Annotated in this window: 16 protein-coding genes and 1 pseudogene; 12 read left to right on the top strand and 5 right to left on the bottom strand. The window is 70.2% G+C overall.

Annotation, left to right across the window (positions count from 1 at the left end; genetic code table 11):
• Window positions 1-40 precede the first annotated feature (40 nt).
• Genes QBJ89_RS05340 through QBJ89_RS05330 form a run of 3 tightly spaced genes read right to left on the bottom strand, consistent with a single transcriptional unit; the run spans window position 41 to window position 1,997 of the window.
• The gene (locus QBJ89_RS05340; protein WP_277979501.1) at window positions 41-238 is read right to left on the bottom strand and encodes a hypothetical protein; all 198 of its coding nucleotides are present in this window, start codon (window positions 236-238) and stop codon (window positions 41-43) included.
• Window positions 235-1,383 (bottom strand): tRNA guanosine(34) transglycosylase Tgt, encoded by a 1,149-nt coding sequence (tgt, locus tag QBJ89_RS05335; RefSeq protein ID WP_277979500.1) that lies wholly within the window; start codon window positions 1,381-1,383, stop codon window positions 235-237. Before tgt ends, QBJ89_RS05340 begins: the two co-directional genes overlap by 4 nt.
• Entirely contained in the window at window positions 1,380-1,997 is a 618-nt protein-coding gene (locus QBJ89_RS05330) for an EF-hand domain-containing protein (protein WP_277979499.1), read from the bottom strand. The genes tgt and QBJ89_RS05330 overlap by 4 nt, the downstream gene beginning before the upstream one ends.
• Before the next feature lie 606 nt (window positions 1,998-2,603).
• Between QBJ89_RS05330 and QBJ89_RS05325 the strand changes: the two genes are divergently transcribed.
• From QBJ89_RS05325 to QBJ89_RS05305, 5 genes and pseudogenes are all read left to right on the top strand, one after another.
• Window positions 2,604-3,797, top strand: a complete 1,194-nt coding sequence (locus QBJ89_RS05325; protein WP_277979498.1) for a carbohydrate porin — start codon at window positions 2,604-2,606, stop codon at window positions 3,795-3,797.
• 103 nt (window positions 3,798-3,900) lie between these two features.
• Window positions 3,901-5,469, top strand: a complete 1,569-nt coding sequence (locus tag QBJ89_RS05320; RefSeq protein WP_277979497.1) for an alpha-N-arabinofuranosidase — start codon at window positions 3,901-3,903, stop codon at window positions 5,467-5,469.
• Between the two features lie 11 nt (window positions 5,470-5,480).
• Window positions 5,481-6,527 (top strand): annotated as a pseudogene (locus QBJ89_RS05315) (glycoside hydrolase family 43 protein); the annotation flags it as partial.
• Window positions 6,528-6,995: 468 nt separating this feature from the next.
• Entirely contained in the window at window positions 6,996-9,902 is a 2,907-nt protein-coding gene (locus QBJ89_RS05310) for a TonB-dependent receptor (RefSeq protein ID WP_277979496.1), read from the top strand.
• Between the two features lie 63 nt (window positions 9,903-9,965).
• Complete coding sequence (locus tag QBJ89_RS05305) at window positions 9,966-11,066, top strand: arabinan endo-1,5-alpha-L-arabinosidase (protein ID WP_277979495.1); 1,101 nt, start codon at window positions 9,966-9,968, stop codon at window positions 11,064-11,066.
• A gap of 153 nt (window positions 11,067-11,219) precedes the next feature.
• On the opposite strand, the gene QBJ89_RS05300 is transcribed toward QBJ89_RS05305, so the two are convergent.
• Window positions 11,220-12,047, bottom strand: coding sequence for an endonuclease/exonuclease/phosphatase family protein (locus tag QBJ89_RS05300; RefSeq protein WP_277979494.1), 828 nt, complete (start codon window positions 12,045-12,047; stop codon window positions 11,220-11,222).
• A 141-nt stretch (window positions 12,048-12,188) separates the two neighbouring features.
• The gene (locus QBJ89_RS05295) at window positions 12,189-13,016 is read right to left on the bottom strand and encodes a cold-shock protein (RefSeq protein ID WP_277979493.1); all 828 of its coding nucleotides are present in this window, start codon (window positions 13,014-13,016) and stop codon (window positions 12,189-12,191) included.
• Window positions 13,017-13,281: 265 nt separating this feature from the next.
• Here QBJ89_RS05295 and QBJ89_RS05290 point away from each other — a divergent pair, with 265 nt between their 5' ends.
• The 7 genes from QBJ89_RS05290 (at window position 13,282) to QBJ89_RS05260 (ending at window position 19,548) form a co-directional block, all read left to right on the top strand.
• Window positions 13,282-13,902: a ribonuclease D gene (locus QBJ89_RS05290; protein WP_277979492.1), complete on the top strand. Its 621-nt coding sequence runs from the start codon at window positions 13,282-13,284 to the stop codon at window positions 13,900-13,902.
• The gene (gene lptC / locus QBJ89_RS05285; RefSeq protein ID WP_277979491.1) at window positions 13,895-14,527 is read left to right on the top strand and encodes an LPS export ABC transporter periplasmic protein LptC; all 633 of its coding nucleotides are present in this window, start codon (window positions 13,895-13,897) and stop codon (window positions 14,525-14,527) included. Before QBJ89_RS05290 ends, lptC begins: the two co-directional genes overlap by 8 nt.
• Before the next feature lie 12 nt (window positions 14,528-14,539).
• Window positions 14,540-15,088: an LptA/OstA family protein gene (locus tag QBJ89_RS05280; RefSeq protein WP_277979490.1), complete on the top strand. Its 549-nt coding sequence runs from the start codon at window positions 14,540-14,542 to the stop codon at window positions 15,086-15,088.
• 333 nt (window positions 15,089-15,421) lie between these two features.
• Complete coding sequence (gene lptB, locus QBJ89_RS05275; protein ID WP_277979489.1) at window positions 15,422-16,216, top strand: LPS export ABC transporter ATP-binding protein; 795 nt, start codon at window positions 15,422-15,424, stop codon at window positions 16,214-16,216.
• Window positions 16,217-16,244: 28 nt separating this feature from the next.
• Window positions 16,245-17,726, top strand: a complete 1,482-nt coding sequence (rpoN, locus tag QBJ89_RS05270; RefSeq protein WP_277979488.1) for an RNA polymerase factor sigma-54 — start codon at window positions 16,245-16,247, stop codon at window positions 17,724-17,726.
• Between the two features lie 107 nt (window positions 17,727-17,833).
• The gene (gene epsC / locus QBJ89_RS05265) at window positions 17,834-18,790 is read left to right on the top strand and encodes a serine O-acetyltransferase EpsC (RefSeq protein ID WP_277979487.1); all 957 of its coding nucleotides are present in this window, start codon (window positions 17,834-17,836) and stop codon (window positions 18,788-18,790) included.
• A 2-nt stretch (window positions 18,791-18,792) separates the two neighbouring features.
• Window positions 18,793-19,548, top strand: a complete 756-nt coding sequence (locus QBJ89_RS05260; protein ID WP_277979486.1) for a gamma-glutamyl-gamma-aminobutyrate hydrolase family protein — start codon at window positions 18,793-18,795, stop codon at window positions 19,546-19,548.
• Window positions 19,549-19,796 lie beyond the last annotated feature (248 nt).

Here is a 19,796-nt window from a genome sequence, read left to right as displayed (position 1 = left end):
GCCTGCATGCGCAGCAACACGACGGATAGAGGGGCCTTGCTTACTTCTCGTCGCGCCGTGAATTGGCGAACAGCACCGCCGCGGCCACCGCGGCCGAGCCGATCCCCGCTGCCAGCCACGTCTTGCCGCCCTGCCAGCGACGGTCGCGGCGGAGCTGCGCCGCCTTGCCCGCGCCGGCTTCCTCGTGCGCCTTGGCGGCGGCCACTTCGGCGAGGATCTCGTTGGGTTGGTCGCTCATCGGGTCTCTCCTTTGCCCGCGCCATAACGCGCGCGGAACGCGTTGGCGAACGTCGCCAGCCCGCCCTGCGCAATCGCCGCGCGCAGGTCTGCCATCAACGCCTCATAGAAGGCGATGTTGTGCTCGGTCATCAACATCGCGCCGAGGATCTCGCCGCTGCGCACCAGATGGTGGAGGTAGGCGCGAGTCCAGGTGGCGCACACCGCGCAGGCGCAGTCAGGGTCGAGCGGCGCCTGGTCCTCGTTGAAGCGCGCGTTGCGGATGTTGATCGGCCCGTCGCGCGTGAACGCCTGGCCGGTGCGTCCCGAGCGGGTCGGCATCACGCAGTCGAACATGTCGACCCCGCGCTGGACCGCGCCGACGATATCGTCGGGCTTGCCCACGCCCATCAGATAGCGCGGCTTGTCCGCGGGGAGCTGGGCCGGGGCGTAATCGAGGCAGCCGAACATCGCCGCCTGTCCCTCGCCGACCGCGAGCCCGCCGATCGCATAACCATCGAAGCCGATGTCGACCAGCGCGTCCGCCGAGGCGCGGCGCAGCCCCTCGTCGAGCGCGCCCTGCTGGATGCCGAAGATCGCGTTGTGCTCGGCGTGCGCGCCGCCCGCGTCGAAGGCGTCGCGGCTGCGCTTGGCCCAGCGCATCGATCGCTCCATCGCCGCGGCCTGCACCTCGCGGGTCGAGGTAGTGGGGACCAGCTCGTCGAACGCCATCACGATGTTCGAGCCGAGCAGCCGCTGGATCTCGATCGAGCGCTCGGGCGTGATCAGGTGACGCGTGCCGTCGAGGTGCGAGGCGAAGGCGACACCTTCCTCCGAGCGCTTGGTCAGCTCGCTGAGGCTCATCACCTGATAGCCGCCCGAGTCGGTCAGGATCGGTCGCTCCCAGCCCATGAAGGCGTGGAGCCCGCCGAGCCGCGCCACCCGCTCGGCGCCCGGCCGGAGCATGAGGTGATAGGTGTTGCCGAGGATGATGTCGGCGCCGGCGCGCTCGACGTCGGCAGGTTTCATCGCCTTCACCGTCGCGGCGGTGCCGACCGGCATGAACGCGGGGGTGCGGATGGCGCCGCGCTCCATCCGGATCGTGCCGGTCCGCGCCGCACCGTCGCTGGCGTGGACCTGGAAGGCGAAACGCGGGGCGGCGCTCATCGCCCGCGCTCCGCCTCGGGCGCGTCCGCGTCCGGCGGCGGCGCATCGCGCCGGTCACGCTTGCTGTCGTCCTTGCCGTGGCCGTCCTTGCGCGGCTGGTCCTTGGCGTCGCCCTTCTTCGGCGGGCGGCGCCCGGCGGTGGGGCCCTGCGCGTCGACCGGCATGGTGCGATAGGTCAGCAGCTCCGCACGGCTGATGAGATGGTCGCCGTTGCGGTCATAACGTGCGAACAGGCGCGAGAAATGGTTCTCCAGCTCGTCGAGCGTGATCGAATCGTCGTCGTCGCGGTCGACCTCGTAGGGGCTCGGCAGCGCGTGCTGATCGCCGAGGAAGCGCAACGCCCAGTCGGAGAAGGCGATGTAGCGCAACTTGCCGGACTTGGCGGTGTCGATCGCCTCGAACGAGCGACGCACGCCCTCTTCCAGCTCGGCGCGATCGACCATCGCGTCACCGTTCGTGTCGAAGGTGGCGATCATCATCGCTACCGGCTCGGCGACGAGCGTGGCGGGGGTCTGCGGCGCGGCGGGCAGCGGCGCGCGGACGGTCACCGTCTCGCCCTCCTGCTGCAGGAGCGGCGCTGGCGCGGCGGCGAGGAGCAGGGCGAACGCGAACATGCCGCCGTCCGTGACAGAAGCGGGGGCGCGGGCCAAGGGGGCGGGCGGTCGCGCGCCGGTTCGCGACAAGGGCGCACCGTCCGGCCAAGTGGCGCGGGAGCTTCATTTTCGCCGTCCGGATCGGCGCCGCCGCGAGCGCGAATGTTGCGAATGTTGAGTCGCCGGCGCGGTTCGCGCGAACGTTGAGTCCGACGCGGGCGGCGGCGTGATCGTGGTGAACGGGCGTTGCCGGACGGGATGGCGGCCGGCGACGATGAGACAGAGCGGGGTGAGGGTGTGGCAGGCCGGCGCGGTGTAGGACAGCGGCTGAGTTGAGATATGGCCGTGGACCACGCGGATCCTCCCTGGCACGGCGAGGATCTGAGGAGTTGCTCCAGCGGTCATCAGCCGCTCATCCTGCTCACGCCACGGCTACCATCACTGGCCCAGTCGCAGACAGCGCGCTCGACCTCGGCTTCGCCGCGGGCGAAGTGGGGGGCGCTCGCGAGTCGCACCGCCGCCTCCCACCCAGGCCCCGGCGCGGGCATCGCGCGCGTGCCACCGCCCCCTTGTTCGTTTCGCGCCCGCTCGGCTAAGCGCCGCGCGCCAGGGCAAGCGGAGGGCGACATGGGGGCCGGATCGACGCGCATCGCGCTGCCGCTCGCATGCCTGATGCTGATCGCCGCGCCGGCGCGCGCGCAGGACGAGCGCCCGACCGGTTATCCGCGCTCGGCGAACGAGCGGCGCGAGGGCGCGGTGACGCTCTCCGCTGTCTACACCGCCGACCTTGCCGCCGATGTCGCCGGCGGGCGCGCGCGCGGTACGCGCTACCTCGACAATCTCGACCTGCAAGCCGCGCTCGACCTGGAGCGCCTGGCCGGCTGGCACGGCGCGCGCGCCTTCGGCTATGTCATCCGCGACAATGGGACGAGCCTCTCCGCGCTCAGCGGCGACGCACAGGGCGTGTCGAACATCGAGACCGCGGTGCCCGCCACCCGCCTGTTCGAGGCCTGGGTCGAGCAGGACATCGGGCGCCGCGCCTCGGTCAAGGCGGGGTTGTACAACCTCAACGCCGAGTTCGACACGACGGTGAGCGGCGGGCTGTTCCGCCTGTCGTCGCACGGCGTCGGTCCGGAGCTGGCGCAGTCGGGCCGACGCGGGCCGTCGATCTTCCCGGTGACCTCGCTCGCGCTGCGCGGCGAGGTCGGGTTCGGAACGCACTGGCTGTTCCACGCCGCGGTGCTCGACGCCGTGCCGGGTGACCCCGACCGCCCGGCGGCGACGGCGGTGCGGCTGCGCCGCGCCGATGGCGCGCTGCTGATCGCCGAGCTCGGCTGGCTCGATCGCGCAACCAAGCTGGCGATCGGCAGCTGGCGCTATACCGCTCGTTTCGCGCCGATCGGTGACCCCGCCGAGCAAGCGCGTGGCAATGCCGGCGTCTATGTGCTGGCCGAGCGACAGCTCGTTGGCGAGACACGCGGCGGCGCAGGGGTGAGCGGCTGGTTGCGCTACGGCGTGGCGGACTCGCGCTACAATGCGATCACCCATTATCTCGGCGGCGGGCTGGTGCGCTCGGGCACGTGGCGCGGACGCGACGACGACCAGCTCGGCGTGTCGCTTGCCTGCGCCTGGTTCGGCGAGCGCCACCGCATCATCGCCGATACCCGCGCGCGTGAGCTGGTGGTCGAGGGTGCCTATCGCTGGGTCGCGGCGCGCTGGCTCAGCCTCGAGCCCGACGTGCAATATGTGATCGACCCGAACGGCCGCCGCGACGTTCCCGACGCGCTGGTGCTCGCGCTGCGCGTCAAGGTCGGCCGCTGACGCAAAGTCGTTGCGTTCGGCGGGGCTGCCCCATAATGTCTGAGTAATCGTGATCTGGGTGAGCCGCGTCAGGAAGCGCGCCGCCGACCAACGGGAGGATGGGATGAAGGGACGTTTGTTCGCGCTCAGCGGCGCGCTGATGCTGGCGGCGCTCGCGCCGGCGGCGGGAATCGCGCAGGAGCCCGCCGCGCCGACCGCGACCGCAACGGTCCATGGCGACCAGCAGGGGCCGACCTACGACCGCCGCATCTTCACTCAGTTCGCCGAGCATCTCGGCGAGGGCATCTATGGCGGCCTCTACGTCGGCAACGACCGCAAGATCCCCAACACGCGCGGCTTCCGCAATGACGTGATCGGCGCGCTCAAGGGGCTGGGCGTGCCGGTGATCCGCTGGCCGGGCGGCTGCTTCGCCGACGAATATCACTGGCGCGAGGGCGTCGGGCCGAAGAACAAGCGCCCGGTCAAGATCAACACCAACTGGGGCGGCGTGACCGAGCCCAACAGCGTCGGCACGCACGAGTTCATGGAGCTGGTCGAGCAGGTCGGCGCCGAGCCCTACATCTCCGGCAACGTCGGCAACGGGACGCCGCAGGAGATGGCCGAGTGGGTGGAATATGTCACCTCCCCGGCCGGGACGCTCGCCGACGAGCGCGCGCGCAACGGGCACAAGGCGCCGTGGAAGCTGCCGTATTTCGGCATCGGCAACGAGCTGTGGGGCTGCGGCGGCAACATGCGCCCGGAATATGCCGCCGACGTGACCAAGCGCTACGCCACCTTCATCAAGGCACCGGCCGGCACCAAGGTGCTCAAGATCGCCTCGGGCGCGAACGGCGACGACTACAATTGGACCGAGGTGATGATGCGCGAGGCGGGCGAGCAGCTCGACGGTCTCTCGCTCCATTATTACACCGTGCCGGGCGGTGGTGGCTGGCCGCCGAAAGCCTCCGCGACCGACTTCGACGAGACCGGCTGGGCCGACACGCTCGCCAAGACCTGGAAGATGGAGGAGCTGATCACGCGCCACAGCGCGGTCATGGACAAATATGATCCGAAGAAGCGCGTCTTCCTCGCGGTCGACGAATGGGGCACCTGGTACGCGCAGGATCCCGGCACGCACCCCGGCTTCCTGCGCCAGCAGAACAGCCTGCGTGACGCCTTGGTCGCGGCGATCAACCTCAACATCTTCGCCAAGCACGCCGACCGCGTGAAGATGACCGCGATCGCGCAGATGGTGAACGTGCTGCAGGCGATGATCCTCACCGACGGCAGCAAGATGGTGCTGACGCCGACCTATCACGTCTTCCATATGTACAAGCCGTACATGGACGGCACGGTGCTGCCGATCGAGCTCAAGTCGCCCTGGTACAACAAGGACCAGTATGTGATGCCCGCGGTCAGCGCCTCGGCGGTGCGCGACAAGGCGGGGGTGGTGCATGTCGCGCTCGCCAACGCCGACCCGAACCGTGCGATCACGGTGCAGGCCGCGCTCGCCGGGCTCAACGCCAGCGGCGCGACCGGCCAGATCCTGACCGCGCCGGCGATCAACGCGGTCAACACCTTCGACCAGCCCAACGCGGTCGCCCCCGCCGCCTTCACCGGCGCGCAGGTGGCCGGCGGGCAGCTCAGCGTCACGCTGCCGGCCAAGTCGGTCGTCATGCTGACGCTGCAGTGAGCGAGGACGGCATGACATTGCTCTCGCGCCGTCTCGTCCTTGCGGCCGGCGCGAGCGTGGCGGCGCTGCCCGCGCTGGCGCAGCGCCGGCGCGCCGCGGCGGGAGCGGGGGGGGGCACGATCGTCAACCCCTTGGTCCGCCAGCGCGCCGACGCGCAGGTGTTCCGCCACAGCGACGGCTGGTATTACATGACCGGCTCGGTCCCCGAGTACGACCGGCTGGTGCTGCGCCGCGCGCGCACGCTTGCGGGGCTCTCGACCGCGGTCGAGCGCGTGCTGTGGCGGCATGAGAAGAGCGGGCCGATGTCGGGCTTCCTGTGGGCGCCCGAGCTCCACCTGATCGACGGCAAGTGGATCATGTACTTCGCCGCGGGCCCGAGCGGCGGCGGCGAGGACGTGTTCCGCATCCGCACCTATGCCGTGGTGTGCGACGGCGCCGACCCGATGACGGGCCGATGGACGGTGCTGGGCCAGCTCGAGACGCCGTGGGACAGTTTTAATCTCGATTCGACCAGCTTCGTCCATCGCGGCACGCGCTATCTCGCCTGGGCGCAGCGCGAACCCGGAATCGAGACCAACTCGAACCTGTACCTGGCACCGCTGAAGACCCCGCTGACGCTCGCGGCCAAGCCGGCGCGCCTCTCGGTGCCCGAGCTCGACTGGGAGATCCGCGGCTTCAAGGTCAACGAGGCGCCCGCGCTGCTGGCGCGTAACGGCCGGCTGTTCCTGACCTATTCGGCGAGCGCAACCGACGCGCGCTACTGCCTGGGGATGCTGACGGCGCGTGACGACGCCGACATCATGGACCCGCGCAGCTGGGCCAAGTCGCCCGCCCCGGTGCTCAAGACCTCGCGTGAGCACCGCATCTTCGGCCCGGGCCACAACAGCTTCACGGTCGACGAGCGCGGCCGCGACATGCTGGTGTTCCACGCGCGCGACTATGAGACGATCAAGGGCGATCCCCTGTTCGACCCCAATCGCCACACCCGCGTCGAGCCGATCCGCTACGCCGCGGACGGCACGCCGCTGTTCGACCCGCCGGTCGCGAACGGGCCGCTGGGGCGCCTCTGACACGGACGGCGGCGCGGGCTCGCGCCGCTGGCCGGTGCCGCGCCGAGGCAATGCTATCGCTTGCCCCTGCCACGCGTGGCAGCACGTAACGCTTGATCGCAGGCGCCGGTAGTTCCGCGGCTACCTGCCGGCATCGCCGTACGTTGACGCCAGCGTCGAAGGCGCGCGGAACGAGCGCCTTGACGTACAGGCTCCGGCACGGCGGCGCGCCGGCTCGTCGCACGATCGCGGCCGACCATCTCGTCCACTGCAAGTAGCTGTCCGACTAATGTTGCATGGGGTCGTGCGGTGACACGGCTGCGGAGACGCGACCCCGCCCCCTAAACACACGATCTCTGGAGTTCCCGGTAGGGCGCGATAGCACCACAATCGCTCTTGCCACCTTCTACGAACAGGCATATGTCGGAGTATTAGAAGGCGCAGCACGCGCCCGGTATCAGCGTGAGGGAGGGGATGATGGCGATGAAGGCCGCTTTCTTGGTTTCGGTCTCGGCAGGGGCGCTGCTGTTCGCGGGTGCCGCCGCGGCGCAGGACGCACCCCTCGCCCCCGGCACCGCCGCGCAACAATCCCAGCCCGCGCCCGGCGGCTCGCCGTCCGAGGACGCAGCCGGCGCCGACGACATCGTCGTCACCGGGGTGCGCGCCTCGATCATCGGCGCGCTCAACGTCAAGCGCGAGTCGGTGCAGATCGTTGATTCGATCGTCGCCGAGGATGTCGGCAAATTGCCCGACAATAACGTCGTCGAGGCGCTTCAGCGCGTCACCGGCGTCCAGGTCACCGATCGCGGTAACGCCGAGGCCGGCGCGCTGTCGATCCGCGGCCTGTCCGACCCGCTCACTACGCTCAACGGCCGCATCATCTTCACCACCACCGGCCAGTCGTTCGCGCTGCAGGACATTCCCGCCAACCTCGTCAAGCGAGTCGACGTCTACAAGACGCGCGCCGCCGACCAGATCGAGACCGGTCTCGCCGGCCAGATCGACGTGTTCACGCGGCGTCCGTTCGACTTCGACGGCTTCGCGATCTCGGCGGTGGCGCGCGGGATCTACAATGAGCAGGCCGACACGTTCAATCCGAACGTCTCGGCGCTGATCAGCGATCGCTGGGAGACCGGCATCGGCGACGTCGGCGTGCTCGTCAACGCGAGCTATGCGCGCACCAAGTTCCGCACCATGTCGGTCGCCGCCGGCGCGCAGGTGCCGTTCGCCACCGAGAACCCGCCGGCCGGATCGGGGCTGACCCCGCTCCAGCGCATCTTCCCGCTCGCGCCCGACGTGAACAGTGCGAGCGGCTTTGCGCCGGCGGCGCCGGGGCTCGGCGCCTGGTCGCCCGGCACGCGCGAGGGCCTGCCCTATGCGCCGGGCTCGACCATGCTCGTCAACGGCGTCGATACGCCTTACTACCTCTCGCGCGACGCGGTGTTCAGCGGCGACCTCTACGGCAAGCGCGAGCGCCCGGCGGTGAATGCGGCGCTGCAATGGTCGCCCAACGCCAGCTCGACCTATACGGCCGAGTTTTTCTGGAGCGGCTTCCGTCAGACCACGTACAACAGCCTGATGTTTTCGTTCGTCGACTGGTGGGGCAGCCTCGGCACCAATCCGGGCTCGACGATCTCGCTCTATCCCGACACCAACATCATCAAGACGCGCAGCGTCGGCGACGTGTTCGGCTTCAACAGCGGCGACCTGACGCGCGCCTCCACCAACAGCTTCGTCTACGCGCTCAACGGCAAGTGGGATGTCGGCAGCGGCAAGATCGTCGCCGACGCGGCCTATCAGACCAGCCGCAACGACACGACCTTCACCGCGATGCGGATCAACCGCGTCGCCAGCCGGATCGACGTCGACTTCAACGCGCGCGACGGCATCCCCTCGTACAATTTCAGCGACAACGCGCTGCTGCTCGACCCCGGCCAGTGGACCGCGGGCGAGTTCTACGACAACGCCAACCGCGACACCGGCTCGGCCTTCACCGCCACGGTCGACGCCGACCAGTCGTGGGACTCGGGCTTCTTCCGCAAGATCAAGGCCGGGCTGCGCTATGACGCGCGCAAGGCAGCGAGCGAGGTACGCACCCAGGCCGCCGACGCGGGCGGTGGGCTCGGCGTCAATTTCGGCACGCTCTCGGACAGCCTGCGCTACGTCAACAAGGGCTTCTTCGATGGGGCGGCCGACGTCCCGACCTCCTGGGTCAATGCCAACGGCTATTATCTCGGGAGCAACACCGACGAGATCCGCCGGCTGTACCAGACCAAGTTCCCCAACATCCTCACCGCGGATCAGCTCTCGCTCACGCGCGTGTTCGACATCAGCGAGAAGACGATGTCGGCCTATATTCAGGCCGACGCCGAGGTGTCGATCTTCGGCCGGCCGCTGAGCCTGGAGGCGGGCGTCCGCTACGTCGACGTCGACACCGACTTCACCTTCGTCGACCGCTACAGCGCAGGGGCGCAGCTGCGCGGCTCGCAGACCACCAGCAAGCTGCTGCCCTCGGCGACGCTCCGCTATGACATCACCGACAAGCTTCGCGCCCGCTTCAACTACGGCAAGACGCTGCGCCGCCCGGCATTCGGCGACCTCAACCCGAACTACAATCTGACCGGCGACCTCACCAGCGTCGGCTATGGCACCGGCAGCAGCGGCAACATCAGCCTGCGCCCGACCCAGTCGACCAACTACGACCTCGGGCTGGAATGGTACTTCGACCGCGACAGCGCGCTGTATGCCACGCTGTTCCGGCGCGAGATCGACGGGCTGGTGGTCGGCGCGCGCTCGCGCGTCACGGTGCTCGACACCGGGCTCAACACCAGCAGCTTCGTCGTCAACCGGCCCGAGAATGCGTCGGACGGGGTGCTCAAGGGCGCGGAGCTCGGCTTCGCCTATTTCCCGCACTTCCTCCCGGGATTCCTCGACGGCCTGGGCGCGCTGGGCAGCGTGACGATCCTCGATTCTTCGCAGAACGTGCCCGAGTTCGACGAGGCCGGCACGGTGGTGGGCCAGTTGCGCTCGTCCTTCTTCGGCGTCTCCGATCTCTCGTACAATGCGACGCTGGCCTATGATCACGGGCCGATCGGTGCGCGCCTGTCCTATGTGTGGCGCAAGGAGTTCCTGCAGCGCAACGAGGCGGCGCTGTTCGCCAACCCGATCGGGGTGTGGCGCCGGCCCGACAAGAGCCTCGACGTCCAGCTCACCGCCAAGCTCACCGACGACCTCGGCCTGACCTTCGACGCCACCAACCTGACCAAGGCCAAGCAGCAGGAATATTACCGCTTCGACTCGGCCGGCAACCAGGACCAGTTCAACCTGGGTACGCTACTGATCCCGCGCACCTTCGCGATCGGCGTGCGCTACACCTTCGACTGAGCGCATGTCGTCGGGCGAGGGTCACGAGCCCCGCCCGAGTCACGTCACGCGGGGAGAGAGACGATGGCGAGCAGAACGAGGCGCGCCGCGACGGCGCTCGCCGGTGCGAGCGCGCTGCTGGCGGGGTGTGGCGGCACCGGCGGCAACGGCGCGGCGGCGCTCGCACCGGTGGCTGCGGCGCCGGCCCCCGCGCCGAGCCCCCCGCCGACCGCCACGCCGGCACCGGCTCCCGCGACCGGTTCGATCGCGCTCACCGGCGCGACCAGTCCGGTCCACGATCCCGCGATCCTCGCCGACGGAAGCCGCTTCTATCTCTTCAGCACCGGCAACGCCGGAGACGCCGCCGGGCTGCTCGGCCTGCGCACCTCGGACGACCTCAAACATTGGACGCGGCGCGGAGGCTCCTATGCCGCGCTGCCCGCGTGGGCCGCGAGCGCGGTACCCGGCGCGTCCGGCATGTGGGCGCCCGACATCTCCAAGGCCGGCAGCGAGTACCGTCTCTATTATTCGGTCAGCACCTTCGGCAGCAATCGCTCGGCGATCGGCCTGGCCACCGCATCGGTGATCGACCCGGCCGCGCCGGCCGCGCACTGGGTTGATCAGGGGCCGGTGGTCCGCTCCGACCGGACCGACGATTACAACGCGATCGATCCCAATGCCTTCACCGACGCGGACGGGCGATCATGGCTGGTCTTCGGCAGCTTCTGGAGCGGCATCAAGCTGATCGAACTCGATCCCGCCACCGGCAAGCGGCGCGACGGCGATCCGCTGCGCAGCCTCGCCGCGCGACCGTCACCCGGGGCGATCGAGGCGCCCTTTGTGATCCGGCACGGCGGCTTCTATTATCTGTTCGCCTCGTTCGACTTCTGCTGCCGCGGCGCGGCGAGCAGCTACAACACCGTGGTGGGTCGGTCCGCCGCGCCGACCGGGCCCTATGTCGATCGCACCGGTGCCGCGATGCTGCAAGGCGGGGGCACGCCGGTGCTCGCCTCGGGGCAGGGGACGGGCAGTCGCTACGTCGGCCGCGGCCACGCTGCGATCCTGCAGCGCCCCGATGGCGATTATATCGTCTATCACGCCTATGACACGCAGCGGAACGGCACGCCGACGCTGCAGATCCAGCCACTCGCTTGGGACTCGGACGGTTGGCCGACGGCGCACTAGCGCTCGATCCATTTCCGTCCAACTGGCTCCGGCGTCCGCCGGAACCCAGGGGGGCAGGCCCGACGCCCGAGACTTTGGGCCGCTACGTTCGCAGGGCCACGTCGCTGGCTCACACCTCCATGATCACGCGCTTGCCTGCGCGCGTGCAGCCGCTCAGCGCAGCAGCGTGACCTTGGCGGTCACCGGGAAATGGTCCGACGGGTAGATGCCGCCGGGCCGGTCGGTCACGACCGTGGTGCCGCTCGCGCGGGCGCCGTCGAGGAAGATATAGTCGATCCGCCGGTCCGCCACGCCGGTGAAATCGTGAAAACTCAGGCCGCCGGGGCGCTTGCCCCAGGCGTCGGTCATCGCCGCGGCGAGGCGGCGATAGGCGGCGCTGTCGGGCGTCGCGTTGAAGTCGCCGGTCAGCACCACCGGCAGCCCCGGCGCGATCGTCGGGATTCGTTCGAGCAGCAGCGCGGCGGCGCGATCGCGCGCGCCGTCGTCCTGGTCGCGATGCGCTAGATGCGTGTCGACCAGCAGGAAGCGGCGCTTGGGATCGCTCGTCAGCGCGAACTCGCCCCAGTTGGCCATTCGCGGCAGGTCGGTGCCCCAGCTCTGGCTGCCCACTACCTCGGGGGTGTCGGAGAGCCAGAAATCGCCGTGGCGGAGCAGCGTCAGCCGGTCGGCGCGGTAGAGGATGCCCATATGCTCGTTGGCGTGGCCGCCCATGCGATCGCGCCCGAACCACCGGTACTCCGGGAGTGCGGCCACCATGTCGTCGCCCTGGCGTTGGAGCAGCTCCTGCGTGCCGATCACGTCGGGATGGACACGGCGCAGCATCGCCACGGCGGCGGCGCGGCGTGACGGCCACGGCTGCGGCCCGTCGTCCGAGGCGTAGCGAACGTTGTAGGTCATCACCTTGAGCGACGGGGCGCAGGCGCCGGTGAGTGCGACGAGCGCCAGCGCGGCGGCGCGGGCGAAACGGTGACGGTCGGTCATGGCAGGGCTCCCTCGGCGCCCGCGATGCGCGAGCGGGAGGGCGAGGGCAAGCGCCACGCGGTGATCGGCGGCCCCGGTAACGAGAACGGCCCGCCCGACAAGGTCGGGCGGGCCGCTTCGGTCAGATGTTCGGCGAGCCGATCAGCTCGACGAGGAGAGGTTCACCGCGGCATACTTGCCGCGACGATCGACCTCGATCTCGAACTCCAGCCGATCGCCCTCGTTGAGCGTCGGCATGCCGGCGCGCTCGACCGCCGAGATGTGGACGAACGCGTCGGGCTGGCCGTCGTCCCGCTGGATGAAGCCGAAGCCCTTCATGGCGTTGAAGAACTTGACCGTACCCGTGGCCTTCTCGCCGGTCAGCTGGCGCTGGGGTGCGCCGGCGCCGCCGCGTGCACCACCCGGCGCGCCGCCGAAACCGCCCTCGCGCGGCGGGGCGCGATCGGTCACCGGCATCGGCTCGCCCTCGATCTTGAGGTCGGTCGCCGAGATGCGGCCGCCGCGATCCACCAGGGTGAAGCCGAGCGGCTGGCCCTCGGCCAGGCCGGCGAGACCGGCCTGCTCGACTGCGGAGATGTGGACGAACACGTCCTCCCCACCGTCATCGCGCACGACGAAGCCGAAACCCTTCTGCGCGTTGAAGAACTTGACGACGCCCGTGCCCTCGCCGACGACCTGGGGGGGCATGCCGCGGCCGCCGCCGAAGCCGCCACCACCGCCGCCGCCGCCGAACCCGCCGCCGCCACCACCGAAGCCGCGACCACCGCCGCCGCCGCCGCTGAAGCCGCCGCCGCCGCCGAAGCCGCGGTTGCCACCGCCGCCGCCGAAGCCGCCGCGGTCCTCATAACCGAAGCCGCCGCCGCCGAACCCGCCGCCGCCGCCGAAGTCGTCACCGCCGCCGCCGAAACCGTCGCGCTTGTCGCGCCCACGTCCGCCGCGATTGCCGCGGCCGCCCTTGTCGTAACCCATAACCCTGTGCGTCTTCCCGGTCCGCCCGAACATTCTCAACGAGACCACGCGCAGGACGGCGAACGCGGTTCCCCGGGCGCAGATCCTATTGCGCCGCATCGCCCGTCATAGCCGAACAATGCAGCGCCGTCGAATCGTTGTGCGAGTCTTTTCTTCCCAGATGCACCAATCACTTGCTTCCTATCGCGCGGATAACACCGTCCGTCGCAGACGCAACCGAACGAACGCGTTGAGCCGGCGTCGCCGCCCCGCTACAGCCCCCTGCATGACAGTCCATTTCCATGAGGAAGATCTGCCCGGCGACGTGTTCGCCCCGGGTGCCGCGATCGCGGTCGACACCGAGACGATGGGGCTGATCACTCCACGCGACCGGCTCTGCCTGGTGCAATTGTCCGACGGCACCGGCGACGAGCATCTCGTCCGCTTCAACCCCGGCAGCGACTATGCCGCGCCGGTGCTGCGCGCCGTGCTCGCCGATCCGGCGCGGGTGAAGCTGTATCATTTCGCGCGCTTCGACATCGCCGCGCTCCGCCATTATCTCGGCGTCGTGGCGGCGCCGGTCTATTGCACCAAGACCGCGTCGCGGCTGGTGCGCACCTATACCGACCGGCACGGGCTGAAGGAGCTGGTGCGCGAGCTGCTCGGCCAGGACATATCGAAGCAGCAGCAGTCGTCCGACTGGGGCGGCCCCGAGCTGAGCGAGGCGCAGCGCGACTATGCCGCCTCGGACGTGCGCTTCCTCCATCGGCTGCGCGACGAGCTCGACCGGCGACTGGCGCGCGAGGGGCGCACCGCGCTGGCGCAGGCGTGTTTCGACTTCCTCCCCGCGCGCGCCGAGCTCGACCTCGCCGGCTGGCCCGAGGTGGATATCTTCGCGCATGTCTGAGGTGGCGCTGCGCACCCGCTCGGAGCGCCAGCGCTGGGCGCAGCCCGGCGGGCGCCACGATCGCCTGATCGCCACCGCCAACCGCCTGCTGCCGCTCTCGATCGGCGTGCTCTTCGCCTTTCTGGTGATGGCGCCGCTGACGATGGGGGGCGACGCCTCCTTCGTGCTCGACAAGAACAAGGTCGAGGTCGCGCGCGAGCGGCTCAAGATCCAGCGCGCGCGCTATCGCGGCACCGACGCCAAGGGCCAGCCCTTCGCGCTCACCGCGGGCTCGGCGCTGCAGAAGAGCTCGGCCGAACCGGTGGTCAACATCCGCGACCTCGCCGCCGCGATCCGGCTGTCGGACGGCCCGGCCGAGATGACCGCGCCGACCGGCCGCTACGACATGGACAGCGAGCAGGTCGACGTCGCCGGCCCGATCAAGGTGCGCGGGCCGAACAATTACGCGCTCGACACCACCGACGCGGTGGTCGACCTCAAGACGCGGCGGCTGCGCTCCACCGCGGCGGTCACCGGCACGGTCCGGCAGGGCACGTTCAGCGGCGACAGCATGCGCGCCGACCTGGAGGCACGCACCGTCACGCTCGACGGCAATGCGCGCTTGCGGATCGACCCGAGAAAATAGAAAGAGCGCTGGATGTTGCGCTCTCTCGCCCCGGTCGCCTGCCGAGTCCCGCTGCTGGCCGTGCTGCTCGCCGGCGGCGCGGTCGCGCAGACGCGTCATAACAGCGCCGCGCCGATCGACTTCGGCGCCGATCACATCGAGTTGCAGGACCGCGCCAATCGCGCTGTGCTGGCAGGCAACGTCAAGGTGCGCCAGGCCGAGATGACGCTCGACGCCGCGCGGATGACGGTCGCCTATACCGGGCAGGTCGAGAACGGGAACCCGCAGGTGTCACGGCTCGACGCCGCGGGCGGGGTGACGGTGACCCGGCCCGACCAGACCGCGCGCAGCACCTATGCGGTGTACGACCTCAACCGCCGCGTCATCACGATGCTGGGCGGGGTGCGGCTGACCCAGGCGGGCAATACCGTCAGCGGCGGACGGCTGACGATCAACCTCGACACCGGGCGCGCGGTGATCGACGGCTCGGCGGTGGCGGGCGGCGGCGGTAGCGCGGGCAACGTGACGCAGGCGCCGAGCGGGCGCGTGACGGGGACGTTCTCGGTGCCCAAGCGGAACTGAGGCACCGACTCCAACCCCACCTTGCAGGTGATCGTCGTGGAATACCTGCCTGCTCCTGCGGCGGCAGGAGCCCAGGGTTGTGCACGCTATAAGACGTTGTTTTGCTTGACCTTGGATTCCGGCTTTCGCCGGAACACGGTCACGGCGCGCCAGCTCGTCGATGACGCGACAAGGCCCCAGGCGAGGTGGACCGAACGTCTCCCCTCACCCCCGCCCGGACACCGCTCGGCACGTCCCCCCTTCAAACGCGCGCGCCGATCGGGCATGCACGTTCCCTGCCAACCGGCGCTCCGTTAGCGCTCCGGTAACCCTGTTATGCGAGGCCCGACGGCGATGGACAGCGTCACCACCCAGCTCGACCGCGAGTCGCTCGACCAGGTCGCGCCGATCCACGAGGCGCCGGTGCAGAGCGGGCTCCAGGTCGTCTCGATCGCCAAGAGCTATGACAAGCGCGTGGTGCTCACCGACGTGTCGGTGTCGGTCGGACGCGGCGAGGTGATCGGGCTGCTCGGCCCCAACGGCGCGGGCAAGACCACCTGCTTCTATTCGGTAATGGGGCTGGTGAAGCCCGACTCGGGCCGGATCATGCTCGACGGCGACGACATCACCGGCCTGCCGATGTACCGCCGCGCCATCCTCGGCCTCGGCTATCTGCCGCAGGAGACCTCGATCTTCCGCGGGTTGACGATCGAGAAGAACATTCTCACCGTGCTCGAGCTGTCCGAGCCCGACTCCGCCGCGCGCGCCGAGAAGCTGGAGCGGCTGCTCGCCGATTTCGGGCTCACCCGGCTGCGCGACGCGCCCGCGATGGCGCTCTCGGGCGGCGAGCGCCGCCGCGCCGAGATCGCGCGCGCGCTCGCGGCGGACCCGTCGATCATGCTGCTCGACGAGCCGTTCGCGGGCATCGACCCGATCTCGATCGCCGACATCCGCGGTCTGGTGTGCCAGCTCAAGGAGCGCGGTATCGGCGTGCTGATCACCGACCATAACGTGCGCGAGACGCTCGATATCGTCGATCGCGGCTATATCATCTACGACGGCAAGGTGCTGTTCACCGGCAGCCCCGAGGAGCTGGTGCGCGACGAGAACGTGCGCCGCCTTTACCTGGGCGAGAGCTTCACGCTGTAATGCCGATGCGCCGCGGACCCACTATCCCGTGAGCCTCGCCCCGCGCCTCGACCTGCGCCAGTCGCAGTCACTGGTAATGACGCCGCAGCTCCAGCAGGCGATCAAGCTGCTGGCGCTAAGCAATCTCGAGATCGAGGGCGTGATCGCCGACGAGATCGAGCGTAACCCGCTGCTCGAGTCGAGCGCGCCCGCCGACGATGGCGTCTCCGCCGCACCCGAGACCGCCGAGGCGCCGCGCGACGAGCCCGCTGGCGCCGACGAGCTGGTGATGGCGGGGGAGGGGGCGGGCGAGTCGCTCGACGTCGACATCGCTGCCGAGCGGTTCGACGACGGCCCGAGCGAGTCGGCCGCCGAGCGGATCGGCGATCTCGGCCCGGGCAGCGGCAGCGGCAGCGGCGAGGCGATCGACTTCGACAGTTTCGCCGACACCAGCGAGAGTCTCGCCGACGTGCTGCTCGCGCAGGCGGGCGCGACCTTCGACGAGGCCGACCTTTTCGTGGCGAGCGCGCTGATCGACCAGATCGACGAGGCCGGCTATCTCCGCGCCGACCTGCACGACGTCGCGCAGCGGCTCGGCGTGCCGCTCGCGCGGGTCGAGGCGGTACTCGCCGAGATCCAGAAGTTCGAGCCCACCGGCGTGGGCGCGCGCGATCTCGCCGAGTGTCTCGCCCTCCAGGCGCGCGACGCCGATCGCTACGATCCGATGATGGCGCGGCTGCTCGACCATCTCGACCTGCTCGCGCGCGGTGAGCTCGGCCGCCTCAAGAAGATCTGCCGCGCCGACGACGAGGATATGGCGGACATGATCCGCGAGCTGCGCGGCTATGATCCCAAGCCGGGCTTCCGCTACGGCGGCGATGCGCCCGCGCCCGTGATCCCCGATCTCAGCGTGACGCGTGCGCGCGGCGGCTGGCTGGTCGAGCTCAATGCCGCCACGCTGCCGCGCGTGCTGGTCAATAAGAGCTATTACAGCGAGCTGGCCGGGGGCGCGCAGGATCGCGCCGGCAAGACCTGGCTCGCCGAGAAGCTCGCCAGTGCCAATTGGCTGGTCAAGGCGCTCGATCAGCGTCAGCGCACCATCATCCGCGTCGCTACCGAGATCGTGCGCCAGCAGGAGGCCTTCTTCCTCCACGGCGTGTCACACCTGCGCCCGCTCACGCTGCGCCAGGTGGCGGATGCGATCGAGCTGCACGAATCGACCGTCAGCCGTGTCACCAGCAACAAATATCTCAGCTGCGCGCGCGGGCTGTTCGAGCTGAAGTATTTCTTCACCTCGGCGATCGCCGCGGCGGACGGCGGCGATGCGGTCTCGGCCGAGGCGGTGAAGAGCGCGATCCGCGCGCTGATCGCGGGCGAGGGCGACACGATCCTGTCCGACGACACGCTGGTGGAGCTACTCAATGCCAAGGGCTTCGGCATCGCGCGGCGGACGGTCGCGAAATATCGCGAGGCGATGGGGATCGGCAGCTCGGTACAGCGCCGCCGCGCCCGCACATTGCAGCGCGCCTGACCGATGCGGCAAGCGCGAACCTCCTCGCCGCGCAAGAAAAGCTTGGATCACCTACTCACCCGGTGGAGTATGACACGGCGCTCGGATGGGCTGGCGAGAGGTGAGGCATGAGCGACGGGGCGGCGAGCGCGGCGGGTGAGGGCTCGGCGATCGCCGCGGCGGTGCTGGCGCTGCGCGGCGCACGCGATGACTGGCGCGCCGGCCATCCGTCGGAGGAGGCACGCGCCTTCCCGTCGCGCCCGGCGCTGGAGCGCGTGGTCGAGACGCTCGCCGCCGCGCTCTTCCCGCGCCGGCTCGGCCAGTATCGCGGCAATGCGGGCGAGGAGGACGGCTTCGTCGCCGCCAAATTGCTCGCAGCCGCGACCGAGCTCGAGCGCGAGATCGGCGCGGAGCTGGCCTACTGGCAGGCCGAGGCGCGCAGCGGCGCGTTCGATTCCGAGCAAGCCGCGACGATCGTGCGGCTGTTCCTCGCCACGCTCGGCGAGGTGCGCCGGCTGATCGACAGCGACGTCGCCGCCGCTTTCCTCGGCGACCCCGCGGCGCGCAGCGCGGACGAGATCCTCGTCTGCTACCCCGGCGCGATCGCCAGCCTGCACCACCGCATCGCACACCCGCTCTACCAGCTCGGCGCGCCGATCATCGCGCGGCTGATCTCCGAGATCGCCAACGAGCGCACCGGTGTGGACATCCATCCCGGCGCGACGATCGGCGCGCATTTCTTCATCGATCACGGCACCGGCGTGGTGATCGGCGAGACCGCGATCATCGGCGAGCGCGTACGGCTGTACCAGCATGTCACGCTCGGCGCGCGCACCCCGCTGGCGGACGCGTCGGACCACCCGCGCGAGCGCTACGCGCGCCACCCGATCGTCGAGGACGACGTGGTGATCTACGCCGGCGCGACAATCCTCGGGCGGGTGACGATCGGGCGCGGCGCGATGATCGGCGGCAACGTCTGGCTGCTCGAGGACGTGGAGGCGGGGCGCACCGTCGCGCAACCGGTCGCGCTCGTGCTCGCGCCCGCCGACGGCGAGCGCTGGCGCGACGGACTGGCGGGAGACTGAGCATGGCGTCGCGGCGGCCGCTGATCGGAGTGTTGTGCTGCAACGAGGTGGCGCACCGCCCCGTGCAGGCCGTGGCGAGCCGCTTCGTCCGCCCGCTCGCCGCGGTATCGGGCGCGACGGTGCTGCTGGTGCCGGCGCTGACCGGCGCCAACGACGCCGCCGCGCTCGCCGCGCCGCTCGACGGGCTGTTGCTGACCGGCTCGCGCTCGCATGTCGCGCCGGAACGCTACGGCGGCACGCTCGACCTGCCGCCCGAGGCGCTCGACCCCGAGCGCGACGAGGTGGCGCTGTCGCTGGCGGACGCGATGATCGCGGCGGGCAAGCCGGTGTTCGGCATCTGCCGCGGGTTGCAGGAGATCAACGTGCTGTTCGGCGGCTCGCTTTCGGCCGAGCCGTGCTGCGGCCGCCACCTGCGCGGCGGCAGCTGGACGCAGCGCGACTATGCCGAGCTGTTCACGCTGCGCCACGACGTCAGCCTGGCCCCCGAGGGGCAGCTGGCGCGCGCGACCGGGGAGCGGCAGCTGACCGTCCACTCCGTCCATGAGCAGGCGATCGACCGGCTCGGCGGCGGCTTGCGGGTGGAGGCGCGGTCGAGCGACGACGGCGTGATCGAGGCGGTCGCGGCGCCGGGCTGCGGCGCGGAGGTGCTGGCGGTGCAATGGCACCCGGAGTGGGACGTCGAGTCGAGCGCGGGCAGCCAGGCTTTCTTCACGCTGATCGGCGCGGCGCTGCGCGGTGAAGGCGGGCGGGCGAGCTGAGGCGATGTGGCGCGGTGACGTCGCGGTGTCCGCTCCCGCGGGAAGAGCGATGGGCGCCGCCACCCCCGGACCCACTGCCACCGTCCCGAACTCGTTTCACGGTCCACGATCCCGCGGACCAGCCGGCTGTTGAACAAACGGTGTGGTGGATCCTGAACCAAGTTCGGGATGACGCAGGAGGGGCGGGGCGCGACGGGGCGACGCTTGCGCCCCACGCGACGCGGCACGCGCGGGGACGAGAAAGAAGG

The sequence above is a fragment of the Sphingomonas phyllosphaerae genome (assembly GCF_029623345.1).
GTDB lineage: Bacteria > Pseudomonadota > Alphaproteobacteria > Sphingomonadales > Sphingomonadaceae > Sphingomonas > Sphingomonas phyllosphaerae_C.
The sequence above is the reverse complement of the archived record's forward strand: the minus strand, read 5'-3'. Positions and strand labels throughout refer to the sequence as shown.